Origin of the sequence: Shewanella sedimentimangrovi (assembly GCF_017354965.1) — a bacterium.
Lineage (GTDB): Bacteria > Pseudomonadota > Gammaproteobacteria > Enterobacterales > Shewanellaceae > Shewanella > Shewanella cyperi.
Genome location: NZ_CP071502.1, coordinates 3078589 through 3091306 on the forward strand (window position 1 = coordinate 3078589; position 12718 = coordinate 3091306).

Genomic DNA, 12718 nt, shown 5'->3' on the forward strand with positions numbered 1-12718 from the left:
AATGAACAGACCCGAAAGATTGCAGCCGGGCGTCAAACTACGTGACGCCGATAAAGTTTCCCGCATTCCGGTAAAAGTTGTGCCTTCCGAGCGTGACACCATGCTGCGCAAGCCCGATTGGCTGCGGGTGAAACTGCCTGCCTCCAATCACCGTATTCTGGAAATCAAACAGGCGATGCGCAGCAATGGTCTGCATTCCGTGTGTGAAGAGGCTTCTTGCCCCAACCTCGCCGAATGCTTTAACCACGGTACTGCGACCTTTATGATCCTGGGCGCCATCTGTACCCGTCGCTGCCCCTTCTGCGACGTTGCACACGGTCGTCCGCTCAAGCCCGATGCCGAAGAACCGGTGAAGCTGGCCAAAACCATACGTGACATGAAGCTCAAGTACGTGGTGATCACTTCGGTGGATCGCGACGATCTGCGCGATGGCGGTGCCCAGCACTTTGCCGACTGTATCCGTGAAATCCGCAAGCTGAATCCGCATATCAAGATTGAGATCCTGGTACCGGACTTCCGTGGCCGCATTGACGCCGCACTGGATATCCTGGCCACCGAGCCGCCGGATGTGTTCAACCACAACCTGGAAACCGCACCGGCCCATTACCGCAAGGCCCGTCCCGGCGCCAACTACCAATGGTCTTTGGATCTGCTCAAGCGTTTCAAAGAGCGCCACCCCCACATTCCGACCAAGTCTGGTCTGATGATGGGCCTGGGTGAGTCCAATGAAGAAATCGTTCAGGTACTCAAGGATCTGCGTGAGCACAAGGTTGAAATGTTGACCCTGGGCCAATACCTGCAACCCTCCAAGTTCCACCTGCCAGTCGAGCGTTATGTCAGCCCGCAGGAGTTCGATGAGCTCAAGCTGATCGCCGAAGATCTGGGCTTTACCCATGCCGCCTGCGGTCCCCTGGTACGCTCAAGCTACCATGCCGATCTCCAGGCCCAAGGTAAAGAAGTGAAGTAAAAACAAAGAAGTAAAGTAAGACTTCGAGACAATAAAAACGGCGCCAAGGCGCCGTTTTTATTTCCTGCCAGCCGCGTTCATGCGAGTGGCAAATTCATCAGCACGGCGTCTTCCCGGCCATCAGCCGCCGGATAGTAGCCCTTACGCCGTCCAGTCTCGACAAACCCATGGCGTTGATACAGCTCCAGCGCTGTCTGATTACCCGAGCGAACCTCCAGCATGATAACGCTTGCCTGATTATCCTGGGCATCGGCAATCAGGGTATCAAGCAATCTGGCCCCAATGCCCTGCCCCTGATGACTCGGCAGCACGCAGATGTCCAGCAGGCTCACCTCATCCACTATCTGTTGCACTATGGCAAACCCCAGCAGCCCTTCGGTGTCTTGATAGCCATAGACCCGATACAAGGGACCAAAACAATCCGCCAGTGCCTGCTCGCTCCAGGGGTGGCTGTGTGCCAGGCTTTCGATAACTGCCATCTCAGCCACGCTGTCCGGCTGCAGCATAATGATATCGCTCATTTACCAACTCCCATCAGCAAGCGCCACAGCGCCCTTTTTCCCTCACTGCCCTGGCGCAATTGCGCCACCTTGGGGCTGCTGCCAAGCAAATTGCCATCCTGAAACCAGTCAAGGCCAGCAGCCGTCTCCCGCACCTCAATACGGCCGGTAACACCAGGATAACGGGACAAAGAATCAATGGCTTGCTGCCAGGGTTCCGGCAAGGGTGACAGGGTCGCAATCGGTTCAGATGGCGCATCGGCACGTCGCCAACGCCGAATGCCCATGGCATCGAGAAAGTCGGATTGTTGCATCAAAGGTTCATCACCGGCATCAGTGCAAGTATGACTACAGTGTACCCTGTTTAGTCCAGGTGCGAAAACGATAGGTAAATCAGGCCACAAGACACGGGAGCAAAATGTCCGGAACAGAAAAGCAAAAGGCCGTTCATAATGAACGGCCTTTCTTAATATGGCAGGGGTGGCAGGACTCGAACCCGCAACCGTCGGTTTTGGAGACCGCTGTTCTACCAATTGGAACTACACCCCTGTTGACGGAGGGCATTATGCAGAATGCCCCCCCAAAGGTAAAGTACTTTTTCATGTAAAACGGCTGTTTGCAGCCTTTTTAGCCAAAGAACAGTTAGCTAACCCCTTCTAAGCCCAAAGACAAGTGGGGGATTAGTTAAAATCATAGCAAGCCAGCTCTATATATTAATAAAAATCATGTGGATACAGAAAAATAAGGAGACCAGCCCCTTAAGTTGTTACGGCCCTTCTAAAGCGGCCAAAATACAAACAAGTCATAACTGAAGCATCCGGAACCTTCGTTCCAAATTATTCATGCCGTCAAAGATGCTAACGCAATAACACATGAGCCCCTGTGGGCCATTCAATCCAAACTTTTGGTTGGGGCTATCCCCTAAAGATGAATGAATCAAATCGCGGTAGCCGTAAAAGACATAATGATTACTCCCCAGCCAGCATTAACATTTTGTAACAACTTAAATAAAGGCATAATTATTCACCACTGCTGCAACTTTGCCCACAAAGAGAAATACCCGATTTCGAAAAATAGCCAGATACCAAGCAATGTTGGTTATATGTTATTCCAAAATTACCAACAGGCATGAGGCGAGCAGCTCAAAATAAATAAATTGAGCCCATTTTTAGAGATAGACACCACATTTGATTGGTTTGTTGAAATATTCATTCCAGTTGGATAGCGCAAGTGGTAGCAAACATTTTATTAACAAACCCCCAAAGATATAGTGTTCCCTGCCCATGAATCGGGCTCAAACTATAACGAGTATAAGGGAATATTATGTCCGCAAATAAACCTGCAGCAATGCGAGTAAGCTTGGTGTGTAGCGCTATTTTAGCCACCTTAACAACAGTACCTGTATCAGCCATTGCAGAGGAAAGCGCTGAAAATACCACAAGTATTGAGAAAGTGACGGTGACTGCGCGTCGTAAAACCGAAACCCTGGTAGAAATTCCAATGGCTATTTCCAGTGTTTCCGCCATGGAAATCGCCGATAGAAACTATACCAGCGCCACTGATCTTTATCGCACCCTCGCAGGTGCAGCCATGCCGCGTGGCCAGCTAATTCTTCGTGGCCTGAGTGGCGGCAATTCAACAACTCCCGATACCACAACTACTTTCGTTGATGATGTTCCCTATGATTTCACCAACCTGTCTGATGTAGAGCGAGTAGAAGTGCTACGCGGTCCTCAGGGAACGCTCTATGGCTCCAATGCCATCGGTGGTACCGTCCGTATAATCACTAAAAAGCCGGTGCTGGATGAATTCGAACTGTTTGGCTCGGTACAGGCCGGCTCGGAAAAAGATGTTGATGGCTACGACAGCAATATCTCTTTAGGTATCAATATGCCACTTATCGATGGCAAACTGGCACTACGAGTCAATGGTAACCTGGGACACGACCAACGCCCCCTGGTCAACGTCAATACCGGTTTGCAATCGGATGCGGATAGCGGCTTTGTCCGCAGCCAGCTGCTATGGAAGGCCACCGATGACCTGAATGTGATATTTGGCTTTGCACGCGTAGAGTTTGATAGCCGTGGAAATACCTTGGGCGACACATCGCAACCCGGCTATTACTATGACTACAGCCTAAGCGAAAATCCTGATGCGGCTTATGGGTACGATGTTGACGTATTTGAAGTCGAGTGCCCGGACGGAGCCTCTCGTCCGCAGTGCCGCTTGGGTACCGCACCTCGGGCAAAAGGAGGCGTACCGGAAAGATATCAGATTTGGGAGCGATTGGATCCTTGGTATAAGGAAACCGACAACCTGTTTACCCTGAATATCCAAGATGAAAACTTCTTTAATTTTGCCACTTTGACCTATGCCGGCTCCTTTCGGAAAAACAAAACCGATGGGCTGGATAACTGGACCCGTCTTGACGGAGACGATCTGTTCCTGACCTGGATAATCAATGATGATTATTACGAGGAAACCACTCACGAGCTGCGTCTGCAAAACCTGGATGCCAACAGCCCACTTAGTTGGACCGTTGGCATGTTCTACGACAAAACAGAAACGAAGGACAATCCCAACACTCAAAATCAGTATCACGAAGGTGGCGATAAGGCCTGGGCCATAATGAACTACTGGTATGAAGTAGACTGGGCAGCCATGGGTGAGCAGTATTTTGGCAATAACCAACACAACTGGAATAGCGCCACCCAGCTTGACTATGCCCGTGAGTTCGCCATGTTTGCCGACGTGGCCTATACCTTTGATTTGGGAGACATGGGTGAACTGGAATTAAACGGTGGTATACGTCGCTTTGACCTCAAAGATGAATTTATTGCCACCGAACGCGGCATATGGACCAACTGGGATGAGCCATGGGAAGATGTGGAAACAAACACCGACGGTGAAGAATCCGGTAATCGCTACAAGTTTAGTGCATCATGGCGCCCTTCGAATGACTTCTCTGTATACGCCTTATATTCAGAAGGTTATCGCCCAGGTGGCAATAATGGTCCATTGCCGGGCTCCTGTATAGACGACCCTCAGGCCCCCAATCGCAAAAATCGTTATACCTCAGATTCTATCGACAACTACGAGCTGGGTATCAAGGCATCCGTGCTTGATAACAGATTCGACTTTGCAGCGGCCGTGTACCAGATCGATTGGACAGGCATTAAAACCGACGTGTATATGGATACCTGTGGTTTCTCCTATACAGCCAATGCCGGTGAAGCGCGCTCCCGCGGTTTTGAATTTGAATCCACGGCTCGTCTGACCGATGATCTGACAATGACCTTTAACACCTCATATACCAACTCTGAACTGTTGGAAGATAACGATTCTATTGGAGGAAAGAAGGGCGATAAGATGACCATGGTACCGGATTGGAATGGCTACCTGGCGCTCGATCAAGGCTTCCAAATGTTCGGCAAGCAAGCATACATCCGTGGCGACTGGACCTACTATGGTGAGTACAAGACTCACTTCAATGTGCGCCCGGAAGACGTTGTCCCGTCTTACAGCTACTTCAACTTGTCTGGACGATATGAAGTATCGGACAACATAAAGTTAAGCGTTCATATCAATAACGTTTTCGATAAGGAAGCGGAGAAATACAAGCGGGCACGTAGCCGTAGCATCAATAACACTGTGGCTCAGGAATATATTGAATTCTTGGAGGGCCGCTCGATTACTGTACGCCTGGATTATACTTTCTTCTAAACGAGGATAGCTTTGCATAAGTAGAAGGAGCCTGTTTTCAGGCTCCTTTTCTTTAGTCCCTCAGACACCTTTAAATACTAAAAGTCTTACTGTTTCTCGCGAGGCTCTATCCAAGTTCGCGAAGGGGATGGGACTCTAACCTGTGTGCCATAAGCACGCATAACGGGCCGCCTTTCTCTAATGGATAAGCTAACTAAACTACCGCTCTTGCTATTGAATTTTTATCACACAACGAAAAAGCCTCTGCATTGCTGCAGAGGCTTTCGTCTTTATGTTGGCGGAGCGGACGGGACTCGAACCCGCGACCCCCGGCGTGACAGGCCGGTATTCTAACCAACTGAACTACCGCTCCTTTGGGCTAGGCCCAAATTAGGCGTCTGGCGATGACCTACTCTCACATGGGGAGACCCCACACTACCATCGGCGCGATTGCGTTTCACTTCTGAGTTCGGAATGGGATCAGGTGGGACCACAATGCTATTGTCACCAGACAAATTGGGTAATTTGGAAAGCTGTGCAGTGAAATATGGTGGTCGCTACTGGGATCGAACCAGTGACCCCCTCCTTGTAAGGGAGGTGCTCTCCCGGCTGAGCTAAGCGACCGGAAATTCTGTGCTGCTGCTCTTACGAGCCTTGAGTCTCGACTTCAATCAAGTTTGGATATTCTTACGTACGACCTCCAGGGAAGGAGGAAGTACTGGAAAATGTCTGGAACATTTTCAGTAAAACCCATCTGGGTTGTATGGTTAAGCCTCTCGAGTCATTAGTATCAGTTAGCTCAACGCCTCACAACGCTTACACACCTGACCTATCAACGTCCTGGTCTCGAACGGCTCTTATGTGGACTCTAGGTCCAAGGGATGACTCATCTTGGGGCTCGCTTCCCGCTTAGATGCTTTCAGCGGTTATCGATTCCGAACGTAGCTACCGGGCAATGCCATTGGCATGACAACCCGAACACCAGCGGTTCGTTCACTCCGGTCCTCTCGTACTAGGAGCAACTCCCCTCAATCATCCAACGCCCACGGCAGATAGGGACCGAACTGTCTCACGACGTTCTGAACCCAGCTCGCGTACCACTTTAAATGGCGAACAGCCATACCCTTGGGACCGACTTCAGCCCCAGGATGTGATGAGCCGACATCGAGGTGCCAAACACCGCCGTCGATATGAACTCTTGGGCGGTATCAGCCTGTTATCCCCGGAGTACCTTTTATCCGTTGAGCGATGGCCCTTCCATTCAGAACCACCGGATCACTATGACCTACTTTCGTACCTGCTCGACGTGTCTGTCTCGCAGTTAAGCTGGCTTATGCCATTGCACTAACCGTACGATGTCCGACCGTACTTAGCCAACCTTCGTGCTCCTCCGTTACTCTTTGGGAGGAGACCGCCCCAGTCAAACTACCCACCAGGCACTGTCCCTAACCCCGATTAGGGGCCCAGGTTAGAACATCAACACTACAAGGGTGGTATTTCAAGGACGACTCCACGAGAACTGGCGTTCCCGCTTCAAAGTCTCCCACCTATCCTACACATGTAGGGTCAATGTTCAGTGCCAAGCTATAGTAAAGGTTCACGGGGTCTTTCCGTCTAGCCGCGGGTATACGGCATCTTCACCGCAATTTCAACTTCACTGAGTCTCGGCTGGAGACAGCGTGGCCATCATTACGCCATTCGTGCAGGTCGGAACTTACCCGACAAGGAATTTCGCTACCTTAGGACCGTTATAGTTACGGCCGCCGTTTACCGGGGCTTCGATCATGAGCTTCTCTTGCGATAACCCAATCAATTAACCTTCCGGCACCGGGCAGGCGTCACACCGTATACTTCCTCTTGCGAGTTTGCACAGTGCTGTGTTTTTGATAAACAGTTGCAGCCACCTGGTATCTGCGACTGCCGTCAGCTCGGGGAGCAAGTCCCTCCACCAACAGCAGCGTACCTTCTCCCGAAGTTACGGTACCATTTTGCCTAGTTCCTTCAGCCGAGTTCTCTCAAGCGCCTTGGTATTCTCTACCCGACCACCTGTGTCGGTTTGGGGTACGATTCCTGCTAACCTGAAGCTTAGAAGATTTTCCTGGAAGCCTGGCATCAACCACTTCAGTGCCGTAGCACCTCGTCATCAGCTCTCGGTGTATGTGTGCCCGGATTTGCCTAAGCACACCACCTACCACCTTAAACACGGACAACCAACGCCGTGCTGGCCTAGCCTTCTCCGTCTCTCCATCGCAGTTAGCAGAAGTACGGGAATATTAACCCGTTTCCCATCGACTACGCCTTTCGGCCTCGCCTTAGGGGTCGACTCACCCTGCCCCGATTAACGTTGGACAGGAACCCTTGGTCTTTCGGCGAGGGGGTTTTTCACCCCCTTTATCGTTACTCATGTCAGCATTCGCACTTCTGATACCTCCAGTGTGGGTTACCCCTTCACCTTCAACGGCTTACAGAACGCTCCTCTACCGCGTACACGTTATCGTGCACACCCGTAGCTTCGGTGAATTGCTTAGCCCCGTTACATCTTCCGCGCAGGCCGACTCGACTAGTGAGCTATTACGCTTTCTTTAAATGATGGCTGCTTCTAAGCCAACATCCTAGCTGTCTAAGCCTTCCCACATCGTTTCCCACTTAGCAATTACTTTGGGACCTTAGCTGACGGTCTGGGTTGTTTCCCTTTTGACGACGGACGTTAGCACCCGCCGTCTGTCTCCCGGATAGCACTCTTTGGTATTCGGAGTTTGCAAAGGGTTGGTAAGTCGGGATGACCCCCTAGCCTTAACAGTGCTCTACCCCCAAAGGTGTTCGTCCGAGGCGCTACCTAAATAGCTTTCGAGGAGAACCAGATATCTCCCGGTTTGATTGGCCTTTCACCCCCAGCCACAAGTCATCCGCTAATTTTTCAACATTAGTCGGTTCGGTCCTCCAGTTGATGTTACTCAACCTTCAACCTGCCCATGGCTAGATCACCGGGTTTCGGGTCTACACCTAGCAACTAAACGCGCAGTTAACACTCGGTTTCCCTACGGCTCCGCTATTCGCTTAACCTCGCTACTAAATGTAAGTCGCTGACCCATTATACAAAAGGTACGCAGTCACGGTCTCAAGAACCGCTCCCACTGCTTGTACGTATACGGTTTCAGGTTCTATTTCACTCCCCTCACAGGGGTTCTTTTCGCCTTTCCCTCACGGTACTGGTTCACTATCGGTCAGTCAGGAGTATTTAGCCTTGGAGGATGGTCCCCCCATGTTCAGACAACATATCACGTGTGCCGCCTTACTCGTTTTCATCTCTGGTTAGTTGTCGTGTACGGGACTATCACCCTGTACCGTTGTGCTTTCCAACACATTCCACTAACACCCCAAAGACTTAAGGGCTAATCCCCGTTCGCTCGCCGCTACTTAGGGAATCTCGGTTGATTTCTTTTCCTAAGGGTACTTAGATGTTTCAGTTCCCCTCGTTCGCCTCACTAAGCTATGTATTCACTTAGTGATGACAGCTTATGCTGCCGGGTTCCCCCATTCGGACATCGCTGGCTATAACGGTTGTTACTACCTCACCAACGCTTTTCGCAAGTTACTACGTCCTTCATCGCCTCTGACTGCCAAGGCATCCACCGTATACGCTTAGTCGCTTAACCATACAACCCAAATGAGTTTCACTTGAGCTGCATTGCGACCAGCTGGTTTTACTTGGTCTCATTTCCAGGGTAGGAAATGGACCCGCCTTGAAGAATACCCAAAACACTTGATTGAAGTGTTTGAGAACTCAATTTTTGTATTAACTGAATCCATCTCTAAGAGAGGGTCCAGTTTCTACTATCAGCTTTCCAAATTGTTAAAGAGCAACATCATCTTTCGATAATGCAGGTTTTAAGACAAACCTATCTGTGTGAACACTCAACAGTGCGACGCATCGCTTAGGTAAGGAGGTGATCCAGCCCCAGGTTCCCCTAGGGCTACCTTGTTACGACTTCACCCCAGTCATGAACCACAAAGTGGTGAGCGCCCCCCCGAAGGTTAAGCTACCCACTTCTTTTGCAGCCCACTCCCATGGTGTGACGGGCGGTGTGTACAAGGCCCGGGAACGTATTCACCGTGGCATTCTGATCCACGATTACTAGCGATTCCGACTTCATGGAGTCGAGTTGCAGACTCCAATCCGGACTACGACCAGCTTTATGGGATTAGCTCCACCTCGCGGCTTCGCAACCCTCTGTACTGACCATTGTAGCACGTGTGTAGCCCTACTCGTAAGGGCCATGATGACTTGACGTCGTCCCCACCTTCCTCCGGTTTATCACCGGCAGTCTCCCTAAAGTTCCCGGCATGACCCGCTGGCAAGTAAGGATAAGGGTTGCGCTCGTTGCGGGACTTAACCCAACATTTCACAACACGAGCTGACGACAGCCATGCAGCACCTGTCTCAGAGTTCCCGAAGGCACCAAGGCATCTCTGCCAAGTTCTCTGGATGTCAAGAGTAGGTAAGGTTCTTCGCGTTGCATCGAATTAAACCACATGCTCCACCGCTTGTGCGGGCCCCCGTCAATTCATTTGAGTTTTAACCTTGCGGCCGTACTCCCCAGGCGGTCTACTTAATGCGTTAGCTTGAGAGCCCAGTGTTCAAGACACCAAACTCCGAGTAGACATCGTTTACGGCGTGGACTACCAGGGTATCTAATCCTGTTTGCTCCCCACGCTTTCGTGCCTGAGCGTCAGTCTTTGTCCAGGGGGCCGCCTTCGCCACCGGTATTCCTCCAGATCTCTACGCATTTCACCGCTACACCTGGAATTCTACCCCCCTCTACAAGACTCTAGTTTGCCAGTTCGAAATGCAATTCCCAGGTTGAGCCCGGGGCTTTCACATCTCGCTTAACAAACCGCCTGCGCACGCTTTACGCCCAGTAATTCCGATTAACGCTTGCACCCTCCGTATTACCGCGGCTGCTGGCACGGAGTTAGCCGGTGCTTCTTCTGTGGGTAACGTCACAGCTATAGGGTATTAACCTACAACCTTTCCTCCCCACTGAAAGTGCTTTACAACCCGAAGGCCTTCTTCACACACGCGGCATGGCTGGATCAGGCTTGCGCCCATTGTCCAATATTCCCCACTGCTGCCTCCCGTAGGAGTCTGGGCCGTGTCTCAGTCCCAGTGTGGCTGATCATCCTCTCAGAACAGCTAGGGATCGTCGCCTTGGTGAGCCTTTACCTCACCAACTAGCTAATCCCACCTGGGCCTATCCATTCGCGCAAGGACCGAAGTTCCCCTGCTTTCCCCCGTAGGGCGTATGCGGTATTAGCAGTCGTTTCCAACTGTTATCCCCCTCGAATGGGCAAGTTCCCAGGCATTACTCACCCGTCCGCCGCTCGTCACCTCAGGAGCAAGCTCCCTTGTGTTACCGCTCGACTTGCATGTGTTAGGCCTGCCGCCAGCGTTCAATCTGAGCCATGATCAAACTCTTCAATTAAAAGTTTTGGTGTTTGGCTTACGCCAAACTGCTCAATGAATTCTGTCGATTTTGCAACTGTAAACAGTCGCAAACTGCATGTTTGCATGGACATCATTCACTGATGAATATCGTTGTCGATGTCATCAGCTCTGCGAGTGTCCACACAGATTTGCTTGTCTTAATAACTTGTTAAAGAACGGTGCCCTTTGGGCATCCCACCGAGTTCTCAGCGGGTCAGGGCTGCGTATTCTACAGAACCCCGTTTTCGCGTCAAGTGATTTTCATCATCTTTTTCGCTTTGCTACTGACTCAGTTAGCTGCGTTTGCTGCCCGCCGTGTCAGTGGATGCGCATTATAGGCAGCCCTTTGGATTACGCAAGGGCTTTTTGGTACAAACCACACCAAGCGCACACTTTTCAACCAATGTGTTCAAGTGTCATCCATAACAGCTGCAAACCACTCTGCTACAGCCCATAAACATGGGATTTTTGCTACCTGAAAAGCGGGCGGAGGAAGAGTATGGTTCCCAAGAGAAGAATTTTCAAATCAGTTATTGGGCAAAGATGATCACCAAGTCCCCCTGCGCTGGCAGACCTGCGCAGAGGGGGCAGAACGTCTAGTCGATTTAGAGGTCAGCCTGCTTTTTATCTGCGCTCTCAGGCGATGAGTCTACGTTTTCTTCCGGCTTATCCTGCTCGCTTGCCGCTTCGTTTGGCTGCTCCAACTCATAGGTATCTTCATCATCCCCCACCACATGAGCCACCTTAAGCTTACGAACACTGCGTATGGTGATAACCGGACCTGAAAGAGCATATAGATAGAATATGGCGCACAACACCAGCGCAGGTTCCACCGAGATCACCACGAAAACGCCAACTACCAACAACATGACGATAAAGTTGACCTTACCGCGCCAGTCGACCTCCTTAAAGGAGTGATAGCGGAAATTACTGACCATCAGCAGTCCCGTCATTGCGGTTAGCAAGGCGAACAGGTAGCTAATACTTTGAGGCGCGATCTGGTACTGGTTCCCCGCCCAAACACTGCCGGCAATGACGGCGGCAGCAGCCGGACTGGCCAGCCCCTGGAAGTAGCGCTTATCGGCCACGCCAACCTGGGTATTGAAACGCGCCAGTCTGAGTGCCGCTCCGGCACAATAGATAAAGGCAGCCAACCAGCCTACCTTGCCGAGATCAGATAAGGCCCAGTTATAGGCGATGAGCGCCGGAGCCATACCAAAGGACACCATATCGGCCATGCTGTCGTACTCGGCACCAAATTCACTCTGGGTATTGGTCAATCTGGCAACCCTGCCATCCAGCCCGTCACAGAGCATGGCGACAAACACCGCCACGGCCGCGGATTCAAAATGCCCATTCATCGAGGCTATAACGGCATAAAAGCCGGAAAACAATCCAGCGGTCGTAAACAGGTTGGGCAATAAATAGATGCCGCGATTTTTTACTGTAGGCTTGTCGAGATTTTTCATACACTGGCACTAAATGGGCTAAGATCGCCAACAAGATAGCATATTTTTGCCACGGACCAATGTCGGCCCAAAGGAGAGTGAATTCCATGTTTGCCAGAACCCCCATCGCCTTGCTGTTGCTTTCATTGTTATCTGGAGCAACCTGGGCTACCACTATTTATACCTGGGTTGATGAGAATGGTGTCACCCATTACAGCGAGCAACCGCCTACCGAAGAACAGACGGGCGCCAAGACCCTGTACAGCGAAGACATAGAGCCGGGTAAGGTCGGTTCGGTGGCGCCAAAGGCGCGTGAACGCAAACCCGAAATGACCGAAGACGAGAAAAAGGCCGCCATACTCAAGATACAAAATGAGGAAAAAGCCAAGGAAGTTTGTGAGGATGCCAAACGCAGGCTGGATATATTGACCAGCTACGCCAGGATACGCCAAACCAAAGAAGGCAGTGACGAACCTGTGGTACTGTCGGAAGAAGAAAAGCAGCAAGCCACGGCCGAGACCCGTAAAACCATCGAGTTGTATTGCAAGGAATAAGTCCCCTAATCTGGGGCTAAGCCGAACGAGGCAAAAAAGGGGGAGCCAAGCTCCCCCTTCTT

The 12718-nt window shown here is 51.1% G+C and carries 6 protein-coding genes, 3 tRNA genes and 3 rRNA genes; 3 read left to right on the forward strand and 9 right to left on the reverse strand.

All coding sequences use genetic code 11. From position 1 onward, the window contains the following. The first annotated feature begins 1 nt into the window (after window position 1). On the forward strand, window positions 2-967 hold the full coding sequence (gene lipA / locus JYB85_RS13595; protein WP_207379719.1) for a lipoyl synthase: 966 nt from the start codon (window positions 2-4) through the stop codon (window positions 965-967). A gap of 77 nt (window positions 968-1044) precedes the next feature. Here lipA and rimI read toward each other — a convergent pair whose 3' ends face one another. The 3 genes from rimI to JYB85_RS13610 form a co-directional block, all read right to left on the reverse strand. Continuing rightward, a complete protein-coding gene (gene rimI / locus JYB85_RS13600; protein WP_207379720.1) occupies window positions 1045-1488 on the reverse strand; it encodes a ribosomal protein S18-alanine N-acetyltransferase in 444 nt (147 codons plus the stop codon). Further along, window positions 1485-1781, reverse strand: coding sequence for a hypothetical protein (locus tag JYB85_RS13605; RefSeq protein ID WP_207379721.1), 297 nt, complete (start codon window positions 1779-1781; stop codon window positions 1485-1487). Before JYB85_RS13605 ends, rimI begins: the two co-directional genes overlap by 4 nt. 158 nt (window positions 1782-1939) lie before the next feature. Then, a tRNA-Trp gene (locus JYB85_RS13610) sits at window positions 1940-2016 on the reverse strand. Window positions 2017-2790: 774 nt separating this feature from the next. On the opposite strand from JYB85_RS13610, the gene JYB85_RS13615 reads away from it, so the two are divergent. Then, a complete protein-coding gene (locus JYB85_RS13615) occupies window positions 2791-5190 on the forward strand; it encodes a TonB-dependent receptor (RefSeq protein WP_207379722.1) in 2400 nt (799 codons plus the stop codon). Window positions 5191-5465: 275 nt separating this feature from the next. On the opposite strand, the gene JYB85_RS13620 is transcribed toward JYB85_RS13615, so the two are convergent. From JYB85_RS13620 to pssA, 6 genes are all read right to left on the reverse strand, one after another. After that, window positions 5466-5542: transfer RNA gene (locus JYB85_RS13620), tRNA-Asp, on the reverse strand. Window positions 5543-5565: 23 nt separating this feature from the next. Further along, window positions 5566-5681 (reverse strand): 5S ribosomal RNA (gene rrf, locus JYB85_RS13625). 36 nt (window positions 5682-5717) lie between these two features. After that, a tRNA-Val gene (locus tag JYB85_RS13630) sits at window positions 5718-5793 on the reverse strand. 139 nt (window positions 5794-5932) lie between these two features. After that, window positions 5933-8825, reverse strand: a 23S ribosomal RNA gene (locus JYB85_RS13635). A 284-nt stretch (window positions 8826-9109) separates the two neighbouring features. Next, window positions 9110-10652: ribosomal RNA gene (locus tag JYB85_RS13640) — 16S ribosomal RNA — on the reverse strand. The 16S, 23S and 5S rRNA genes sit together here with 2 tRNA genes alongside, the layout of an rRNA operon. Window positions 10653-11259: 607 nt before the next feature. After that, entirely contained in the window at window positions 11260-12123 is an 864-nt protein-coding gene (gene pssA, locus JYB85_RS13645) for a CDP-diacylglycerol--serine O-phosphatidyltransferase (RefSeq protein WP_207379723.1), read from the reverse strand. Window positions 12124-12209: 86 nt separating this feature from the next. Between pssA and JYB85_RS13650 the strand changes: the two genes are divergently transcribed. Next, window positions 12210-12656: a DUF4124 domain-containing protein gene (locus tag JYB85_RS13650; RefSeq protein WP_207379724.1), complete on the forward strand. Its 447-nt coding sequence runs from the start codon at window positions 12210-12212 to the stop codon at window positions 12654-12656. The last annotated feature ends 62 nt before the right edge of the window (window positions 12657-12718 follow it).

What these genes read in the sequence shown, in the direction of transcription:
- lipA (WP_207379719.1), top strand. Translation starts at nt 2, where the DNA reads ATGAACAGACCCGAAAGATTGCAGCCGGGCGTCAAACTACGTGACGCC.
- rimI (WP_207379720.1), bottom strand. Translation starts at nt 1,488, where the DNA reads ATGAGCGATATCATTATGCTGCAGCCGGACAGCGTGGCTGAGATGGCA.
- JYB85_RS13605 (WP_207379721.1), bottom strand. Translation starts at nt 1,781, where the DNA reads ATGCAACAATCCGACTTTCTCGATGCCATGGGCATTCGGCGTTGGCGA.
- JYB85_RS13615 (WP_207379722.1), top strand. Translation starts at nt 2,791, where the DNA reads ATGTCCGCAAATAAACCTGCAGCAATGCGAGTAAGCTTGGTGTGTAGC.
- pssA (WP_207379723.1), bottom strand. Translation starts at nt 12,123, where the DNA reads ATGAAAAATCTCGACAAGCCTACAGTAAAAAATCGCGGCATCTATTTA.
- JYB85_RS13650 (WP_207379724.1), top strand. Translation starts at nt 12,210, where the DNA reads ATGTTTGCCAGAACCCCCATCGCCTTGCTGTTGCTTTCATTGTTATCT.